General features: G+C 70.4%; 17 protein-coding genes. 6 read left to right on the forward strand and 11 right to left on the reverse strand.

The features are described from left to right. Positions 1-51 precede the first annotated feature (51 nt). The 4 genes from ACZ4RZ_RS01850 to ACZ4RZ_RS01865 form a co-directional block, all read right to left on the reverse strand. Positions 52-459 (reverse strand): (deoxy)nucleoside triphosphate pyrophosphohydrolase, encoded by a 408-nt coding sequence (locus ACZ4RZ_RS01850; protein ID WP_467741036.1) that lies wholly within the window; start codon positions 457-459, stop codon positions 52-54. A gap of 90 nt (positions 460-549) precedes the next feature. Further along, entirely contained in the window at positions 550-732 is a 183-nt protein-coding gene (locus ACZ4RZ_RS01855) for an SPOR domain-containing protein (protein ID WP_028804678.1), read from the reverse strand. A gap of 433 nt (positions 733-1,165) precedes the next feature. Continuing rightward, the gene (locus ACZ4RZ_RS01860; RefSeq protein ID WP_189190114.1) at positions 1,166-1,918 is read right to left on the reverse strand and encodes a GntR family transcriptional regulator; all 753 of its coding nucleotides are present in this window, start codon (positions 1,916-1,918) and stop codon (positions 1,166-1,168) included. Between the two features lie 147 nt (positions 1,919-2,065). Further along, on the reverse strand, positions 2,066-3,289 hold the full coding sequence (locus tag ACZ4RZ_RS01865) for a DUF4190 domain-containing protein (protein ID WP_467741038.1): 1,224 nt from the start codon (positions 3,287-3,289) through the stop codon (positions 2,066-2,068). Between the two features lie 92 nt (positions 3,290-3,381). On the opposite strand from ACZ4RZ_RS01865, the gene ACZ4RZ_RS01870 reads away from it, so the two are divergent. Beyond that, positions 3,382-4,572, forward strand: coding sequence for a serpin family protein (locus tag ACZ4RZ_RS01870; protein ID WP_467741040.1), 1,191 nt, complete (start codon positions 3,382-3,384; stop codon positions 4,570-4,572). A 16-nt stretch (positions 4,573-4,588) separates the two neighbouring features. Here ACZ4RZ_RS01870 and ACZ4RZ_RS01875 read toward each other — a convergent pair whose 3' ends face one another. Continuing rightward, entirely contained in the window at positions 4,589-6,169 is a 1,581-nt protein-coding gene (locus ACZ4RZ_RS01875) for a S8 family peptidase (RefSeq protein WP_467741042.1), read from the reverse strand. Between the two features lie 274 nt (positions 6,170-6,443). Here ACZ4RZ_RS01875 and ACZ4RZ_RS01880 point away from each other — a divergent pair, with 274 nt between their 5' ends. Beyond that, positions 6,444-7,550 (forward strand): pyridoxal-phosphate dependent enzyme, encoded by a 1,107-nt coding sequence (locus tag ACZ4RZ_RS01880; RefSeq protein WP_467741044.1) that lies wholly within the window; start codon positions 6,444-6,446, stop codon positions 7,548-7,550. An 80-nt stretch (positions 7,551-7,630) separates the two neighbouring features. Here the strand turns inward: ACZ4RZ_RS01880 and ACZ4RZ_RS01885 are convergent, their stop codons facing one another. Continuing rightward, positions 7,631-8,077 carry a MarR family winged helix-turn-helix transcriptional regulator gene (locus ACZ4RZ_RS01885; RefSeq protein ID WP_467741046.1) on the reverse strand — a complete coding sequence of 149 codons (447 nt, stop codon included), beginning with the start codon at positions 8,075-8,077 and terminating at the stop codon, positions 7,631-7,633. 149 nt (positions 8,078-8,226) lie between these two features. On the opposite strand from ACZ4RZ_RS01885, the gene ACZ4RZ_RS01890 reads away from it, so the two are divergent. Beyond that, positions 8,227-9,210: an SMP-30/gluconolactonase/LRE family protein gene (locus tag ACZ4RZ_RS01890; protein WP_467741048.1), complete on the forward strand. Its 984-nt coding sequence runs from the start codon at positions 8,227-8,229 to the stop codon at positions 9,208-9,210. 7 nt (positions 9,211-9,217) lie between these two features. On the opposite strand, the gene ACZ4RZ_RS01895 is transcribed toward ACZ4RZ_RS01890, so the two are convergent. Together ACZ4RZ_RS01895 and ychF are read right to left on the reverse strand one after the other, a co-directional pair. After that, entirely contained in the window at positions 9,218-11,614 is a 2,397-nt protein-coding gene (locus ACZ4RZ_RS01895; protein ID WP_467741050.1) for an SNF2-related protein, read from the reverse strand. Positions 11,615-11,863: 249 nt separating this feature from the next. Continuing rightward, positions 11,864-12,952 carry a redox-regulated ATPase YchF gene (ychF, locus tag ACZ4RZ_RS01900; RefSeq protein ID WP_467741052.1) on the reverse strand — a complete coding sequence of 363 codons (1,089 nt, stop codon included), beginning with the start codon at positions 12,950-12,952 and terminating at the stop codon, positions 11,864-11,866. A 328-nt stretch (positions 12,953-13,280) separates the two neighbouring features. Between ychF and ACZ4RZ_RS01905 the strand changes: the two genes are divergently transcribed. Beyond that, entirely contained in the window at positions 13,281-13,724 is a 444-nt protein-coding gene (locus ACZ4RZ_RS01905) for a DUF6542 domain-containing protein (protein WP_467741053.1), read from the forward strand. A gap of 78 nt (positions 13,725-13,802) precedes the next feature. Here the strand turns inward: ACZ4RZ_RS01905 and ppgK are convergent, their stop codons facing one another. Next, positions 13,803-14,552, reverse strand: coding sequence for a polyphosphate--glucose phosphotransferase (gene ppgK, locus ACZ4RZ_RS01910; RefSeq protein ID WP_467741055.1), 750 nt, complete (start codon positions 14,550-14,552; stop codon positions 13,803-13,805). A 29-nt stretch (positions 14,553-14,581) separates the two neighbouring features. Continuing rightward, entirely contained in the window at positions 14,582-15,610 is a 1,029-nt protein-coding gene (locus ACZ4RZ_RS01915; protein ID WP_467741057.1) for a 4-hydroxy-3-methylbut-2-enyl diphosphate reductase, read from the reverse strand. Positions 15,611-15,705: 95 nt separating this feature from the next. Here ACZ4RZ_RS01915 and ACZ4RZ_RS01920 point away from each other — a divergent pair, with 95 nt between their 5' ends. Further along, the gene (locus tag ACZ4RZ_RS01920) at positions 15,706-17,085 is read left to right on the forward strand and encodes an APC family permease (RefSeq protein ID WP_467741059.1); all 1,380 of its coding nucleotides are present in this window, start codon (positions 15,706-15,708) and stop codon (positions 17,083-17,085) included. Positions 17,086-17,322: 237 nt separating this feature from the next. Here the strand turns inward: ACZ4RZ_RS01920 and ACZ4RZ_RS01925 are convergent, their stop codons facing one another. Next, positions 17,323-17,724 (reverse strand): hypothetical protein, encoded by a 402-nt coding sequence (locus ACZ4RZ_RS01925; RefSeq protein ID WP_467741061.1) that lies wholly within the window; start codon positions 17,722-17,724, stop codon positions 17,323-17,325. 61 nt (positions 17,725-17,785) lie between these two features. Here ACZ4RZ_RS01925 and ACZ4RZ_RS01930 point away from each other — a divergent pair, with 61 nt between their 5' ends. Then, entirely contained in the window at positions 17,786-18,253 is a 468-nt protein-coding gene (locus ACZ4RZ_RS01930) for a MarR family winged helix-turn-helix transcriptional regulator (protein WP_467741063.1), read from the forward strand. The last annotated feature ends 24 nt before the right edge of the window (positions 18,254-18,277 follow it).

Consider the following 18,277-nt stretch of genomic DNA (forward strand, 5'->3'; position numbering starts at 1 on the left):
CGGCGTACGAGACCTGCGCTCCCGTCCGCACATGCGCCCCGAAGGGCCCCGCTACGCCCCAGCGTCCAGTCTCAGCAGCGCACCCGTCACCGCCGGCACGTCCGCGTCCAGCCAGTCCACGTCCCAGATTTCGCCGGGGGTCAGCCAGCGCAGTTCGTCGTGGTCCTCCAGGGGCCGCGGCTCGACGGAGTCGGGGAGCAGCCGTGCGGTCCACACCCGTAGGACGTACCCCGGCTTCAGGGGCCACTCGCCGGGGACCCGCTCCAGCGGCTCCGCCCCGACGCCGAGTTCCTCACGCAGTTCCCGTACGAGGGCGTGCTCGGGAGTCTCGCCCGGTTCGACCTTGCCGCCCGGCAACTCCCAGCGCCCGGCCAGCTCGGCAGGCGCGCTGCGGCGGGCGGAGAGCAGACGCCCCTCGCTCAGCAGGGCGGCTCCGACCACCACGATCCGTTCCGTCATGCACCGGAGCCTACGGGAGCGGCGCGGGGCCCCGGCGGCGCGGATCACCACCTGGCGGCGGCAAGGGCGATCACTCCGGAGCGAGCGCGATCACCTGGATCCGTTCTGCCCGATCCGCTCGACCCAGTAGAGCTGCTTGTGCCCGCGGTCGTCGAGGCTGTCCGCGATCTTCTGGGCCTCGGCCCGGGTCGCGTACCTGCCCACGCGGTAGCGATTGCCGTTGTCGTCCTGCCGTATGACGAGCCAGGGAAGAGTGATCGTGCCGTCGTTCATCGCGCCCCTCCACTTCCCGCCCCGGGCCCCCGCCGTGCCCCGCTCTCTAAGGAAACCGCAATCCGCATATGCCCGAGCCTACGCCTAACCTTCACGCAGCGAATACGGCTTTTCACAAAGAGGTACACACGAGGTACGCCGTAGGTGCGCAACCAGCCAGGACGGCAGGGGGCGCACGCCATCGAACGCGCTGTCGACCGCCCTCCGCGCGCCCCCGAGCAGCGCGAAGTCCCGCCCGGACAGGGCTCTTGAGATAGGCCAGATTCCAACCGGGCTTCACACGCGGTCCACTTGGCGGACGTCGCGGGTCAGTCCATGGATGGCGTCGGCCACTTCACCGGCACGCGACACCGGGTTGCTTCACCGGCATGCGACAGCAGGTTGCTTCACAGGCAGGTGCTACCAGGTTGCCTCACAGGCAGGTGATACGCGGTTACTTCACGGGCAGGTGATAGGCGATCCGGTACCGGTCCGCCGGTACGACGACGTCGGCCGTCTCGACCGGGCGACCCGAGGCGTAGAAGGTCCGCTGGATGACAAGCACGACATGCCCGGGTACGCCGCCCAGCGCGAGGAGTTCCTCGGCGAGGCCTGGACGCGCTCCCACTTCCTCCGTGACGTTGTCCACGATCACGTCGATGGCCGCCATGCGCTCGACGACGCCCATGCCGCCGAGCGGGCCCTCCTCGGGGAGCATCACCGGCGTACGGCCGGTGACGGCGAGGGGCTCCCAGGACGTGGAGAGCATCATCGCCTCGCCGCCGTCCCGGTAGACGTAGTGCGTGCACATCACGCGGTCGCCCGGCTGGACGGACAAGCGCTCGGCGATCTTGCCGCTCGCCTCGACCTGCCGGCTGTGGGACTCCCAGGTGCCGCGCGCGGAGATGTCCGCCTGCTCCTGACGGAACGGGGTCGCCCCGCTGTCCGGCCGGTACCCGGAGCGGGCCACCCGGCGCGGCACCGGCCGCTCGCGCACATACGTGCCCGACCCGGAGCGGCCCTCGACCAGGCCCTCGGCCATCAGCACCTTGCGCGCCTCCAGAGCGACCGTGTCCGAGACGCCGTACTCCTCGCGGATCCTGGCCTGTGACGGAAGGCGGGTGTGCGGTGGCAGCGAACCGTCGACGATCTTCTTGCGGAGATCACCCGCGACGCGCAGGTACGCCGGCTGCTCACCGAAAGTCACTGGCCGCTCCTATCAGGTTGTACAGACAGCAACAGCGTGGCAACCGTGGGTTGTGCCATGCAAGCAAAGGCCAGAGAATCACTCGATGTGATGACGTGTGGCCCCCGAGGGCTTCACGCAGGCACTTTCTCCCCGGTATGGCCGCCGTCACACCTCGAAGCCGGAGCCGCTTCCTCCGCCGTCCTGGCCGCCGCCGTTCCCGTCCGACGCCGGCGGCGTGGTGGTGAGGCCCAGAGCCTTGCGCGTGGTGACCGTCTTCTCGGGGTCGATCAGCTTCATGCCCTTCTCGTAGTGCGCGTAGAAGGTGTCCGCGTCCTGCGCGTCCGCAGCCTTCGCCCACTCCTTGCGGGACAGCTCGATGTCCTTCACGAGGGCGTCGACCGGCTTGCGGACCGCGGGGGCGAACGCGTAGCCGCGCAGCGTGCTCGCCTGCTTCGTGAGCGCGTCCGAGACCCTGGTCGCCCACTTCTTGTGGCCGGGCAGGTCGTCCTCCACGTACTCCTCGTCGGGCGCCGAGTCGATCGCCGCGTTGATGCCCTGCGCGGCCCGCAGATAGGCGAGTTGGTCCGCGTCGAGCGTGGTCGCGTCCTTGCGCAGCGAACCCGTCAGGCTGCCCTTCTCGTCGGTGTTCCCGAACATGCAGGTGATCTCGCGGTCGCCGAGCCGCCAGCTCTGCCGCGTCGGCGTGAAGTAGTACACGTCGACGTTGTCCGGGACGGCCCAGGCGTCCATCGCGTACTCGTCCCGCAGCCCGTAGCACTTCTCGTCCGCGGAGTCGGTGATCGCGCCGTCACCCGGATAGGCACCCTTCCTGGCCAGGCGGAAGGCGGCGAAGACCTCGGCGTCGTGCTCTCCCGCGCACGGCACCTTGTCGACGTCGTACGCCATGCCTTCCAGGGCGCCGCCCGGCGCGTCGAAGCACTCGCCCTTCTTGAGCGAGAAGGCCGCGCCGCCCGAGCCGTTCGCCCCGTCCTTGAAGCCGTCCCAGAAGTCGCGCGCACCGCCGGTGGCGACCGCGACGGCGAGCAGCACGACGCCGATCGACGACATGACCATGCCGCCCACCGCCATCCCCTTGCCGCGCTCGCCCCGCTTCTTGATCTGCGCGAGCGCGACGATCCCGAGCACCAGTCCGACGGCGGGCAGGAAGCAGAGGATGCCGAGCACGAGCGCGGAGATCGCGAAGCCGTTGACGGGCGCCGGACGGTTGTACGGGGAGTAGCCCTGACCCCAGGGCTGGTACGGCCCCGGATAGGGGGTCTGCTGGTACGGGTACGCACCAGGCGGCAGTCCCGGAGTCCCCGGCGGCAACCCTGGAGGCGGGTACTGGCCCTCGGGCTGCTGTGGCCCGGGCGGCGGGGGTATTGCCACGAGTACCTTGCTCCTAGTCCAGGCGAGGTGGAACCTGCGTACGGCAGCCAAATGGCTGCGCGCATCGTAAGCGCGACACGGGCGGGGGCGTAATGGGGGTTACGAACGCGACGATTCGGACGGTCAACGACCTGACGACGCGTTGGGCGGGCGTCGCGTCGCAGGGCACGGTCTTCTCTGCGGCCGGAGTGTGGCCCCTGCTCGGCTTCCTGGCGGACGGGGCCGACGGCGCGGCGCGCGCGGAGCTGGCGGAGGCGGTGGGGTTCCCGGCGGAGGAAGCAGCGTACCGCGCAAGGGAGTTCATGGCCGCGCTCGGCGCGGTACGAGGGCTCGACTCGGCCCTCGGGCTGTGGACCGACCGGCGGCTGAAGGTGCGGGCGGAGTGGGAGGCGGGGCTGTCCGCGGGCACGCTGGAGGAACTCACCGGCGATCACCCGGCGGACCACGCGAGGCTCGACGCCTGGGCCACGGAGCGGACCGGAGGTCTCATCGACCACCTGCCGGTCGAGCTGACCAACGACACCGTGCTGGTACTGGCGAGCGCGCTGGCCCTGCGCACGAAGTGGCTGCGCCCCTTCGAGGAGCGCTACTTCCGGCCGGCGGCGGGGCCGTGGCAGGAGCGCGCGCTGCTGGGGCTGCGGCGGCGCAGCGTCCTGCTGGACCGGATCGGCGTGGCGGACACGCCGGACGGGGCGCTCACCGAGCTGAAGATCCTCGGCTCGACCGGCATCGACGTGCATCTCCTGCTCGGCGAGGAACGGATGGGCCCGGGGCAGGTGCTCGGCGCGGGCGTGGGCATCCTCGCCGGAACGCACGCGGTCGTGCCCGGTCCTCAACTCCCGTACGGCGACGCGGGGCCCGGTGTGCGGGTGGAGAAGGAGCGCTGCATACGGCCCCGGCCGACGACCTTGCGGGTGATGACGGCGGCGTACGAGGTGAGGGCGGAGCACGATCTGCTGGACCAGCGCGGGCTGTTCGGCCTCACCACGGCGAGCGACCCGAGTCAGCCGCACTTCCCCGGCATCTGCGAGTTCCCACCCCTTTTCGTCGAGTCCGCCCAGCAGTCCGCCATGGCGAGGTTCGGCGCCCTGGGTTTCGAGGCCGCGGCGGTGACATCCATCGGACTGGGCATCACGTCGGCACCCGAACTGCGCTACGTGACCACCACGATCCACGCCACGTTCGACCGCCCCTTCGGCTTCCTCGCAGTGCACCGGTCCTCACGCCTGGTCCTCGCGGCCGGCTGGGTCACGGACCCGAAGCCGTACCGCGAGGACGCCTAGCCATCCCTGCGAGGGATCAGAACTGCAGTGCCCAGGAGTCGATCTTCCCGGTGTCGAGCGCCGCGTTGTCGCTCACGCGCAGCTTCCACGTGCCGTTGGCGACCTCGGAGGAGGCGTTCACGGTGTACGTGGTGTTGATGTTGTCGGAGCTTCCGCCGGTGCCGTACGACTTCAGCGTGTACGCCGAACCGTCGGGGGCGATCAGTTGCACCTGCAGATCACCGATGTACGTGTGAACGATGTTCACAGGCACGCTCAGCGTTGACGGCGCATTGCCGGAAACACCCGTCACCGTGATCGGCGACTCCACCGTGGAGTTGTCGTTGATCGCGTAGTCCGCGGTGTTCTCGAAACGCGGTCCGGGCGGGGTCACCGTGCCGGCGCCGACCTGGAGCAGACGGTTGGGCGAGCCGCTGCCGGGGCTGGTGACGACACCGGTCGAGGCCGCGGCGACCAGGCCCGAGGCGACCTGCGCGGGTGTGGAGCCGGGGTGGTCGGCCAGATAGACCGCCGCCGCGCCTGTCACATGCGGGGTCGCCATCGACGTACCGGAGATCGTGTTCGTCGCCGTGTCGCTGCTGTTCCACGAGGACGTGATCGAGGAGCCCGGAGCGAAGATGTCCAGGATGGAGCCGTAGTTGGAGTAGCTGGCGCGGGCGTCGCTCGACGTGGTCGCGCCGACCGTGATGGCCTCACTGACGCGGGCGGGCGAGTAGTTGGAGGCGTTCGCGCTGTCGTTGCCGGCCGCGACCGCGAAGGTGACGCCGGAGGCGATGGCGTTGCGGACGGCCGTGTCGAGGGCGCTGTCCGCGCCGCCGCCGAGCGACATGTTGGCGACGGACGGGCCGCTGTGGTTCTGGGTCACCCAGTCGATGCCCGCGACGACCTGGGCGGTCGTCCCCGAGCCGGAGTTGTTGAGCACGCGGACGGCGACGATCTTGGCCTTCTTGGCGACGCCGTACGCGTTGCCGGCCACCGTGCCCGCCACGTGCGTACCGTGGCCGTTGCCGTCCTGCGCGGTGTTGTCGTTGTCGACGGCGTCGTAGCCGTACGAGGCCCGGCCGCCGAAGTCGCTGTGCGTGATGCGTACGCCGGTGTCGACGATGTACGCGGTCACGCCCTGCCCCGCCGAGTCCGGGTAGGTGTACTTGCTGTCCAGCGGCAGGTTCTTCTGGTCGATGCGGTCCAGGCCCCAGGAGGGCGGGTTGGGCTGGGTCGCGTCGATGTGGAAGGTGCGGTTCTGGACGACGGAGGTGACGGCGGGGTCGGCGGCGAACCGCTTCGCCTCGGCCGCGGTGGCCTCAATCGCGTAGCCGTTCAGTGCCTTCTTGTACGTACGCTCGATGGTGGCGCCGTACTCCTTGGCGAGGGCCTTGCCCCGGGCCGAGGCCGCCTTCGCGGCGTGCGCGTCGAGGGTCACGATGTAGCTGTTCGCGACCGCGTTGGGGGCGCCGGCGTACTGGATGCGGCCCACCGGCTCGGACGCGGCGCTCGCGGGGAGCGCGGTGACGATGCCGAGGACGAGAGCCGCTGTGCCTGCCCAGGCCAGTCTTCGCCGGGCATGGCGAGCAGGACGGACATGACGCATCTCTGCCATCTGAGGGATCCTTCTCATTCGGTGGTGCGCTGGTGGGGGATGGTGCACGAACCGAGAGATCGACAAGACAGGGTCATGCCAAGCAGCCGTGTGACAGCCACTCGCCTGGCACTCAGCTGTGAGAACCCTGTGCGTCAGCCGAAAGATTGAGGCCTCCACAGGAATTGCACAAGGGCCCTGCAGTGCCGCAACGCGACTGCCATGTGCCAGTCATGACACAACGTCACCAAACGGCACATCCACCCCCTGCTCCCCCTGCGCATAATCTGCGCACATGACACCACTGCCGGATTGTTTCTGTCCCACGGACGGCACCCGCGTCCCGGCCGGCTCGCTCGCCTGGTGCTGTCCGCTCTGCCGCGGCCCGCTCGATCTGGACTTCGCGCCGACGCCCGCGCCCCTCAAGTCCCTTGCCGGACGGGTGAATTCGCTGTGGCGGTACGCGGAGTGCCTGCCGCTGGCCGCGCCCGCCGTCAGCCTGGGCGAAGGCCGCACCCCTCTTGTCCCCCTCCGTGACGGCATCTCCGCGAAGCTCGACTTCCTCATGCCGACCCTGTCGTTCAAGGACCGCGGGGCGGTGCTACTGGCCGAGCTGGCGCTGCGGCTCAAGCCCCGGCAGGTGCTCGCGGACAGCAGCGGCAACGCGGGGACGGCGATCGCCGCGTACTGCGCACGGGCCGCGCTGCCGTGCACGGTGTACGTGCCCGAGGGCACCTCACCGAAGAAGCTGGAGCAGATCGAGGCGCACGGGGCGCGGCTGCGCGTGGTCGAGGGCGACCGGGAGGCGACGGCGCGGGCGGCGCGCGAGGCGGCGGACGAGGAGGGTGTCTTCTACGCCTCGCACGTCTTCAACCCGTACTTCCTGCACGGTACGAAGACCTACGTCCACGAGCTCTGGGAGGACCTCGGCGGACGCCTCCCCGATGTCATCGTCGTGCCCGTCGGCAACGGCACTCTGCTGCTCGGCGCCGCCCTCGCCGTCGCCGAACTGCACGGCGCGGGCCTCATCGATCGCCGGCCCGCCCTGTACGCCGTCCAGGCCGCGGCGGTCGCTCCGCTGGCCCATGCCTGGTCCGAGGGCGCGGACGACCTCGTCGGCGTCACACCCATGGCGCCCACCTTCGCCGAGGGCATCGCGATTCCCCGGCCGCCGCGGGCGCGGCAGATTCTGCGGGCGGTGCGGGACTCGGGCGGCACATTTCTTACGGTGACGGAGGATCAGATCCGCCACGCGCAGCTGGACTTGGCTTCGCAGGGGCTGTACGTGGAGTCGACCGGGGTGGCTTGCTGGGCGGCTGTTCGGGAGGGGGTTCTGGGGGAGCGTACGGCGGTGGTGCCGTTGTGCGGGGCGGGGGTGAAGACGGGGCTGGCGCGGGGGTAGGGCGAGGTGCGGCGCGAACCGCACGGCCCCGGACGGGAGGTGATCCCGTCCGGGGCCGCGGTGTTCCCCCTCCACGCTGATCAGACCCGAGGCCGTTCCCTTTCGAGGAGCGCGACGCACCGGCCCAGCAACCCGACCAACGCGTCGCGCTCCTCGTCCGTGAACTCGGCGGCGAGAGCGCGTTCGACCCGTACCGCACGGGCGTCCGCGTCGGCCATGACGGCGCGGCCCTCGTCGGTGAGCCGGGTCTCCAGGACGTTCTTGTGCCACTCGTGCGGGGTGCGCTCGATGAGGCCGCGGTCCTGGAGGTTGTTCAGGATCGTGTTCATGGTCGGGGGCGTGACCCCGCAGAGACGGGCCAGTGCGGCGGCCGAGATGCCGGGGTTCGTACTGAGGTGGAGCAGCGCCGAGTACTGGGCGACGGTCACGCCCGCCGGTTTGAGGACCGCGGTCTTGGTCGCGTTGAGAGCCTGCTCGGCCCGCTTGAGGTGGGAGCCGAGGCGCTCGGACACGGGCATGGACGTCATCTCCGCATGGTAGCGGCGCACGGTATGGGCGATACGACGATGAGCTCCCACTCGGACGTAATTACATTGACGATGATTAGAGCTCTAACTTAGATTCGTGCTCGTTGCTCTTCCTCAGGAATTCGAGAAGCCGACCGAGAGGCACCGTCGTGTCCCGTTCGATCCAGCGCCGCACCTTCCTGACCGCCGCCGCCCTGACGGTGGCGGCGACCGCCGTGGGCGCATCGCCCGCGACCGCCGCACCCCGCATCTCCACCGCCTACGAACTGCCCGGCGACCGTGCCTACCCCGAGGGCATCGCTGCGGACCCGCGTACGGGCGACCTGTTCGTGGGCTCGTACACCACCGGCGCCGTCTACCGGGCGACGCCCGGCCGGCGTACGGCCCAGGTCTTCCTGCCCGCGGGTACGGCCGGCCGGAACACCGCCAACGGTCTGAAGGTCGACCGGGCGGGCCGCCTCTGGGTGACCGACTCGACGTCCGGGGTCGACGTCTACGACCTGCGCTCCCGTGCCCTGCTGGCCCGCTTCGACGTACCCGGCGACGCGCCGCGCTTCGTCAACGATCTGGCGATCACCGCGGACGGCAGCGCCTATCTGACGGACAGCGTGCGAGAGGTCGTCTACCGGGTGACACCGGCCGACCTGGCGCGGGCGATCGCACACGGCGGCCGCTCCGCGCTCACCACCGCCTACGACCTCAGCGGCGTCGTCGCCCCGCACCCTTCCGGCACCTTCACCCTGAACGGGATCGTCGCGGGGGACGGCCGGCTGCTCACCGTCGACATGACCGCGGGCGCCCTCTACCGGATCGAACTCGCCACCGGCGACATACGCCAAGTCGCCTTGTACGGGGGCGACTTGGTTAACGGCGACGGTCTGGAGCTCGTCGGCGACACGCTGTGGGCCGCCCTCAACAGGACCAACACGATCACCCGTTGGCGCCTGTCGGCCGACGGCACCGCGGCCCGTCTGGAGCGGAGCGTCACCGACACCGCGCTCCAGATCCCGACGACGCTCATCCGCCGGCACGGGCGCACCCTCGTCGTCCGCTCGCAGTTCGACAAGGGCGGGCCGATGGGGCCGGGCACGCCCGAGACGCCTTTCACCGTGGCGTGGGTGCACGGGATCTGACCCGCGCTCAGCCCTGTGCGGCCAGCCGCAGCTGCTCCTCCTCGACGATGCGTCGCGCGAGCCCGTCGTCCGACACGTCGACCGCGTCCGGTGTCGCCTCCGCCATGTCACTGCGGCGGGCGTAGGCGTCGAAGAGCCGGTCCTTGTTCCGCAGGATCCGCAGGAGACGGTCGTCCACGCTGTCGGTCGCGAGGAGGCGGTGCACCTGGACCGGGCGGACCTGGCCCATGCGATGGGCACGGGCCACGGCCTGGTGCTCCAGGGTCGGTTTGACCTGGGGCTCGCAGAGGACGACCACGGACGCCGCCTGGAGATTGAGGCCGACGCCGCCGGCCTCGATCTGGCAGAGCAGCACCGCGTGCCCGTCGGCCGCCGCGAACTCGTCGACGAGACGCTGGCGGTGGGCCGCGGGCACGCTCCCCGATATCGGCCCGAACACGCCCTTGCCCGGGGTTCGTCGGGCGGCCATGTCCAAGGTCTCCCGGACCGTGGCGAGCACGTCGCGGAAGTACGAGAACACGACCACCTTCAGTCCGTTCACCGCCGCTTCGGACACCAGCTCGCGCAGTCGCTGGAGCTTGGCGGACTTCTCCGCGTCGGCGTACGCGGCCCTGCGCATCGCCATGAAGTTCCCGGCCTCGACAGCCTTCCGGTAGGCCTCCTGGTCGGCCGCGCTGAACTCCTCCCACTCGTCGACCTGGAGCAGCGCGGGCAGTTCGGTAAGGACGTCCTGCTGGTTGCGGCGCAGATAGGCCGGGGCGACGGATTTGCGGAAGGCGTGCGGACCGGCGGCCGCGCTGCTGTTCCGGATCTCCGGCAACAGCTCGGGGCGGAGGTAGCGGACGAGGCTGCGGAACTCCTCGACGCGGTTCTCCATCGGCGTACCCGTGAGGAACAGGACGCGGTCGCAGTGGTCGGTCCAGGCCGCGACGGCCTTGGAGCGGCGGGCGTCCGGATTCTTCACGTAGTGGGCCTCGTCGACGACGAGCATCCCGGGCGCCGCCGCGCCGTGGGAGGCCCCCGGCTTCGCGCCGTTGGGCGCTGGCAGGCCGTTTCTTCTGTCGCTCCCGGGCAGGCCGTTTCTTCCGCTCTGCGTGGGCAGGCCGTTTCTTCCGTTCTGCGTGGGCAGGCCGTTTCTTCCGTTCTGCGTGGGCAGGCCGTTTCCGTTGGGCATGGGCAGGCTGTGCAGCACGTCGTACGTGGTGATCGCGACGCCGCCGCGCTCCCGCCACTCGGCGTACGCGTCCTGCCGGTCGGCGCCGTGCACCGGCAGGGCCCGCAGGGTGCTGCGCGCACGGATCTCGCGGGTCCAGTTGATCAGCACGCTGGCCGGGCACACCACCAGGAAGTGGCTGTGCCCCTCCCCCGCGAGGTGGGCGAGCACGGCGATGGCCTGGACGGTCTTGCCGAGCCCCATCTCGTCGCCGAGCACGACCCGGCGCTGGGCCAGCGCGAAACGGGCGCCGAAGGACTGGTAGCCGCGCAGCGAGACCCGGCGGTGGGTGTCATCGAGGGTCTGCCCGTGGACACGCTCGGCGACCTCCGACGGCAGGAAGCCCTCGGCGGCCTCGACGTCCGCCGTGTGCTCGGAGATCTCGGCGAGCTGGCTGTAGTACTCCGTGGAGCGCAGCTCGAAGTCGACCCAGGCCTCGATGTCGGAGGCCGGTTCCCGCAGCAGGTCAGTGGACGCCTGCGCGAGCAGCAGTCGTACGTCCCGGGCGGCGGCGTCGGCCGTCAGCTCGCGGATCCCGGCGACCGCCGCGAACGCGCTCCGCCGTCGGCGCCGCCCTGTGACCGCCAGACGCAGCCATCCGGCGGCAGGCCGGGCCTCGGGCAGCAGCGCGCCGAGCCGCTCGTCGAGCCGCTGGGCGGCATCCACCGCGCGCCGCAGCTCGGGCCCGGCCTCGACGAGCCTGCGCAGCGCGACAACCAGGGTGGTGGTGCGGGGCTCGGGGCTGTCCACGTCCAGGCGTACGGAGACTGTGTCTTCGACCGCCCTGGCGATCTGGCGCGCGGCGGCGAGCGCCTGGTCGGCGGTCTGGGCACCGACGCCCGGGATCTGCCGCAACTCGTAACGGCTCGCCTCGTACACCGCGCGCACCGAGGCGAGCCCGGCCGCCTCGACGGCCCCGAGGCGCAGCCGCCCCTCGGTGACGTCCTTCAGCCGTGAGACGGGGATCGACTCCAGCTCCTTGGCGACGAGTTCGGCCTGGAGCGGCGCCAGTGCCGCGCGCACCGCTTCCAGGGCACGGGCGTGATCGGCGAGCACGCTGAGCGCGGACTCGTGCAGCCGCGCGGCTTCCGCGAGCAGGGCACGCGCCTTGCGTCCGACCGGCGGTTCCTCCCCGCCGGGACCGCCGCGCACCCGGGCCGGTCCGCCCGCCGCCTCCTCGACACCCGCCATGACACCCCTCATGTGCCGTCCGCCCCAATGCGCGCATCCTTCCACGCGGCACTGACAGTCGATCGACCTCGACTTCGAGGGTCATGGCCTGGGCAAGCTGCTGGTGCCGCTGGTCGTCCGTCCGAAGGCACGCAGGGAGATACCGAGGGACGAGCAGAAACTCAAGGAGCTTCTGGAGAGCCGTACCGGTAGACCTCGGACAGACGAAAGGGCCGAGCCCCGAAGGACTCGGCCCACGCTTGAGGTGCGTCAGACGTTGAAGCGGAACTCGACCACGTCGCCGTCCTGCATGACGTAGTCCTTGCCTTCCATACGGGCCTTGCCCTTGGCACGGGCCTCGGCGACCGAGCCCGTCTCGACGAGGTCGTGGAAGGAGATGACCTCGGCCTTGATGAAGCCCTTCTGGAAGTCGGTGTGGATGACACCGGCGGCCTCGGGGGCGGTGGCGCCCTTCTTGATGGTCCAGGCGCGGGATTCCTTGGGGCCGGCCGTCAGGTACGTCTGCAGGCCGAGGGTGTTGAAGCCGACGCGGGCCAGGGTCGTGAGGCCGGGCTCCTCGGCGCCCACCGACTCCAGGAGCTCCATCGCGTCCTCCTCGTCGAGCTCGGCGAGGTCCGCCTCCAGTTTGGCGTTGAGGAAGATCGCCTCGGCGGGGGCGACCAGGGCGCGCTGCTCGGCCTTGAAGTCGTCGTCGACCAGCTCGTCCTCGTCCACGTTGAAGACGTACAGGAACGGCTTGGTGGTCAGCAGGTGCAGGTCGTGCAGCAGCTCCTCGTTGCCGGAGCCCTGGACGATCCCCTGCGAGAAGAGGGTGTCGCCCTTCTCCAGCATCTCCTTCGCCGCCTCGACCGCCGCGACCTTGGGAGCGACGTCCTTCTTGATGCGCGACTCCTTCTGGAGACGCGGCAGGACCTTCTCGATCGTCTGGAGGTCGGCGAGGATCAGCTCGGTGTTGATCGTCTCGATGTCGTCCTTCGGCGAGACCTTGCCGTCGACGTGCACGACGTTCTCGTCCTTGAAGGCGCGGATGACCTGGCAGATCGCGTCGGACTCGCGGATGTTCGCGAGGAACTTGTTGCCCAGGCCCTCACCCTCCGAAGCGCCCTTCACGATGCCCGCGATGTCGACGAAGTCGACGGTCGCCGGGAGGACGCGCTGCGAACCGAAGATCTCGGCCAACCTGGTGAGGCGGGCGTCCGGGACGCCCACCACGCCCACGTTCGGCTCGATCGTGGCGAACGGGTAGTTGGCCGCGAGCACGTCGTTCTTGGTCAGGGCGTTGAACAGGGTCGACTTGCCGACATTCGGCAGACCGACGATTCCGATCGTGAGCGACACGTTGCGACTTCCCGTACGTGAGGATGGGCGAAAGGCCCTCGGAGAGCGCGGGCCGATCCACCAGTCTACGGCGTGACCGAGCCCGCACCGGCGACGGATCGAACGCATGGCCAAGGTCTACCCATCGGCGTGTCTGAGGGGCTATTCCACACATAAACCGACCTAAGTTGGTCCAGTGGAGCAACACAGGACGCGTCCCCCTCGGCCCAGATCGCGACGCGACATGCCCGTTCCCGCACAGGGGGGGCGCGGCGCGCACGTCGGCGTCCGGCGGGGCGCCCCGGTGGCACGGCAGCCCACGCCGCCGCTGGTCCATGGGGTGCGGCGGATGCCGAATCCCCGGCTCACCGGGCTGGGCAGCGGGCTGTTCTGCTGTGCGTCGATGTTCGCGCTCGGCTGCCTGGACGAGTTGCTGTTCGGGGCGTCGCTGGTGGTGTACGGGGTGCTGTTCCTGCCCGTGTGTGCGCTGACCGCGGTGTGGGTGCGGCGGGGGGACCTTGTGACCGCGCCCGTCGTCGTACCGATCGCGTTCACGTTCGGGCTGCTGGCGGTCGCCGAGCACAGTGGGGGGATGGGGGGCCGTGTCATGGGGCTCTTCACCGCGCTGGCCACGCAGGCGGGGTGGCTGTACGGGGGGACGCTGGTCGCGGGGCTGATCGTGACCGTCCGCAAGGTCGCGCTCATGAGCCGCCGGGCCGCTCAGCGCAGGGCCCAGGCCGCCGCTTCGCGCCGAGCTTTGCCGCCTGCCCGTCCGTCTCGGCCGACCGGATAGCCGGGCTCGACACCGACACCGGGGAGGCCTGGGCCCCAGCAGGTCCGGGAAGCCCGGCCTCGGTCCTCGGAGCCGCGGCTACTCCGCCGTCTTAACAGCTCTCATCGCCGCCCCCACGATCCCCGCGTTGTTCCGCAGCTGGGCCGGGACGATCTCCGCCTTGATGCCCTCGATCAGGGGCAGGAACCTGTCGGCCTTACGGCTGACGCCGCCGCCGATGATGAAGAGCTCGGGCGAGAAGAGCATCTCCACGTGGGCGAGGTACTTCGTGACGCGGCGGGCCCAGTTCTCCCACGTGAGCTCGTGGTCCTCCTTGGCCTTGGTGGAGGCGCGCTTCTCCGCGTCGTGGCCGCCCAGCTCCAGGTGGCCCAGCTCCGTGTTCGGGACCAGCTCGCCGTCGATGAAGAGCGCGCTGCCGATGCCCGTGCCGAAGGTGAGGAGGATGACCGTGCCCCGGCGGTCGTGCCCGGCGCCGAACTGCATCTCGGCGACGCCCGCCGCGTCCGCGTCGTTCAACACGGTCACCGGAAGGCCGCCCAGCCGCTCGCTCAGCAGGGCCCGCGCGTCGGTGTCGATCCAGTTCTTGTCGACATTGGCCGCCGTACGGATGGTTGCACCGCCGGTAACCACCCCGGGAAACGTGATGCCGACCGGACCCGTCCAGCCGAAGTGCCCGACGACCTCCTTCACGCCGTCGGCCACCGAGTCGGGCGTCGCCGGATGTGGAGTGAGCACTTTGAAGCGCTCCTCCGTCAAGTCGCCGCGGTCCAGGTCCACGGGAGCGCCCTTGATCCCGGAACCGCCGATGTCCACACCGAAGATCTGCATGGCCCTACGTTACGTCGTACGACTGACAGTCACTTCTCGGAGGAGGCCTCGGAGCGCGCCGTGCCCGTGCGCTGCTCCACCAGCGCCGCCGCCTCCGCGCGCAGATCGCGGCGCAGCTCCTTCGGCAGCGAGAAGGTGATGGACTCCTCGGCCGCCTTGACGATCTCCACGTCCTCGAAGCCGCGCTGCGACAGCCACTCCAGGACCTGTTCGACCAGGACCTCGGGGACCGAGGCACCCGAGGTGACGCCGACCGTCGTCACACCCTCCAGCCACGCCTCCTGGATCTCGTCGGCGAAGTCCACGAGGAACGCGTCGCGCGCGCCCGCGAGCTTGGCGACCTCGACGAGCCGCTTGGAGTTGGAGGAGTTCCGCGAGCCGACCACGATCACCAGATCCGCTTCCGCGCCCATCTGCTTCACCGCCAGCTGACGGTTCTGCGTCGCGTAGCAGATGTCGTCGCTGGGCGGGGAGATGAGCTGCGGGAACTTCTCCTTCAGCGCGTCTACCGTCTCCATGGTCTCGTCGACCGACAGCGTGGTCTGGGAGAGCCAGACCACCTTGGAGGGGTCGCGGACCTCGACCTTGGCGACGTCCGCGGGGCCGTCGACCAGGGTGATGTGGTCCGGCGCCTCACCGGAGGTGCCGATGACCTCTTCGTGGCCCTCGTGCCCGATGAGGAGGATGTCGAAGTCCTCGCCCGCGAAACGGACGGCTTCCTTGTGGACCTTGGTGACCAGCGGGCAGGTCGCGTCGATGGTGGCGAGCTTGCCGGCCGCCGCCTCGTCGTGGACGACCGGGGCGACGCCGTGCGCGGAGAACATGACGATGGACCCCTCGGGGACCTCCGCCGTCTGCTCGACGAAGATCGCGCCCTTCTTTTCCAGGGTCTGCACGACGTACTTGTTGTGGACGATTTCGTGGCGGACGTAGATCGGGGCCCCGTACTGCTCAAGGGCCTTCTCGACGGCGATCACGGCGCGGTCCACGCCCGCGCAGTAGCCCCGGGGGGCGGCGAGCAGGACACGGCGGCCAGGCGAAGCAGTCATGCACCCCATCGTAAGGCCGCGCTCGGGGGGTCAAAGATCGCCTCCTTGGGGAGACTGATCGGAGCCGGGAGGGGTGGGGCCCTGCGTGACCCTCGGGAGGCACGATGTCCGACACGGAGCCCGCGGCAGCCACAGCCGGCGCGGCCGACGCAGAGCACGAACTGCGGCGCAGCCTCGGCTTCCGGGACCTCGTCGTCTACGGGCTGCTGTTCATCGCCCCCATGGCGCCGGTCGGAGTCTTCGGGACCCTCGACGCCAAGTCTCACGGGGCGGTGGCGCTGGTCTACGTCGTCGCCACCGTCGCGATGGCGTTCACCGCATTCAGCTACGCCCAGATGGTCCGCGTCGTCCCCCAGGCGGGTTCGGTGTTCGCCTACGCGCGCGTGGCGCTCGGAAAAGCGGCCGGGTTCATCGCCGGGTGGATGGCGATGCTGGACTACTTGCTCATCCCCGCGGTGGCGTACCTGTTCTCCGGGATCGCGATGAACTCCCTGGTTCCGGGCGTCTCCCGGTGGGTGTGGACGGCACTCGCCGTGGTCATCACCACGCTGTTGAACCTGTGGGGTGTGCGGGCCGCCGCCCAAGTCGGCTTCCTGGTGCTCGCGATGGAAATCGTGGTTCTTCTTGTCTTCATCGTGTCGGCCATCGTCATGCTCGCGCGTGACGGGGCCCACCGCGGGTGGCTGTCCCCGCTCTCCGGCGACGGCTCGCAGGGCGCGTTCGCCCTGTCGGCGGTGGTCGGCGCCGTGTCGGTCGCCGTCCTGTCGTATCTCGGCTTCGACGCGATCGCGACGTTCGCGGAGGAGGTCACCGGCGGTTCGGAGAAGGTGGCCCGGGCGGTGCTGTTCTGTCTGGCGCTGGCGGGTGTGCTGTTCGTTGTCCAGAGTTATCTGGTGGCACTCCTTGAGCCGCTGTCGTCCGCGCAGCTCGCCGCGGATCCCGGGAAGCAGGGGTCGGCCTTCTACGACGCCGTGGACTCCTCGGTCGGGTCGTGGCTGCACAACCTGGTGGCCGTGAGCAAGGCGATCGGGGCCGCGTTCGCCGCGCTGGCCGGGCAGGCGGCGGCGGGGCGGCTCGTCTTCGCCATGGCTCGCGATCGGCGGCTGCCGCGGGCGCTGTCGCGGACCGACTCGGGGGTGCCGCGGGCGGCGCTGCTGTGCGCGGCCGTCATCACGCTGGTCGCGGCGGTGTGGGCGGCTCGGCGCGACGACGGCCTCGACAAGCTGGTGTCGGTCGTCGACATCGGTGCGCTGACGGCGTTCACGCTGCTGCACGCGAGCGTGGTGGGGTGGTTCGCCGTGCGTCGCCGGGGCGGGCCCGTGGTGTGGCGGCGGCACGTGCTGGTTCCGGTGGTGGGCGCCGCGATCACCATCGCGGTGATCGTCGAGGCGTCCGGCACCGCTCAGGTGGTGGGGGCGATCTGGCTGGCGCTGGGGCTGGCCGTGCTGTTCGCCCAGCGAGGGCGGGACGGGACCGAGGCCTAGGATCCCGCGTCCTTGGCGCGAGGGAAGGACAGGCCCTGAGCGGCCTCGGGGAGGTGGGGTGCGTTCCCGCGTCGCCATGGGGGTGCCCCTGTTCGAGCGAAGCCCAGGACTCGGGGAGCGGTGCGTCGGCGTGCTGCCGCATCGCCCTCGTACTGGACGCACTCAGGTGATGCGGCAGTGCGGCGAGGTTCCGTGCCGGGCCTCGTGGGGAGGCGTGCCTCACTTCCCCGAGGCCGCTCAGGCCAGGACCGCTGCCGGTTCGCGCCGCTTGCCCAGCCAGACCGCGGAGGCGAGGTGCACCATCGCGCTCACGCCGCCCCCGACGGCCATGCCGGGTACGCCTGAGGTCAGACCCATCACCATGTCGCCGGCCTGGGCGGCGGCGCTGACCGCGAGCAGCGGGACCAGGTGGTGCCGGTACCTGCCGCCCAGGGAGACGAACACTGCGGCGGTGAGTGGGAGTTGACGTACGGCGATGCCTTCCGCATAGAGCCGCAGGCCGTCCCCCGCCGAGCTGCCGTCCGGCAGCACCAAGGTCGGATCGACCACGCCCACCAGGGAGGCGATGGCCGAGGTGGCGGCCAGGGCCGCATTGGCGACGAGAACCCACTTCTGCGAGCGGGACAGATCCACGGACATTTTAATTCACTCCTCGAATCATTCGAATTGAGAACGATGCAAGGAAGTTAGCATTGTCGGCGTGAACGATGTCAAGGGCTCCCACCCTCCCGAACCCGGTCCCGAGGGACTCACCGGCACCCTCACGTTCCGGCTCGGCACCGTCGGCACCCTGGTCGGCGCCCGCTTCACGGCAGCCGTCGAGGACCTCGGCGTGAAGCCCAAGCACGTGGGGCTGCTCTCTGTCCTCGGCTCCGGCGCGCCCGCGTCGCAGCAGGACGTCGCCCGGACCATGGGCGTCGTGCCGAGCCTGGTGGTGACGCTCGCCGACCAGCTGGAAGAGCTGGGCGCCATCGACCGCGTACGCGACCCGGACGACCGGCGCCGACACCGGCTCGGACTGACGCAGGAGGGGCGCGCCCTGCTCGCGGAATGCACGGCACGCGCGCGTGCCCTCGACTCGGAGCTCACGGCAGGACTGAGCACGGCGGAACGAGACGCGCTGGCCCGCGCGATGGGCGTATTGGCGCGCGAGGCCGGTCTCCCGTAACCCGCGCCTCAGGAGTGCGGGTGG

The organism is Streptomyces sp. NPDC027189, from assembly GCF_055566975.1.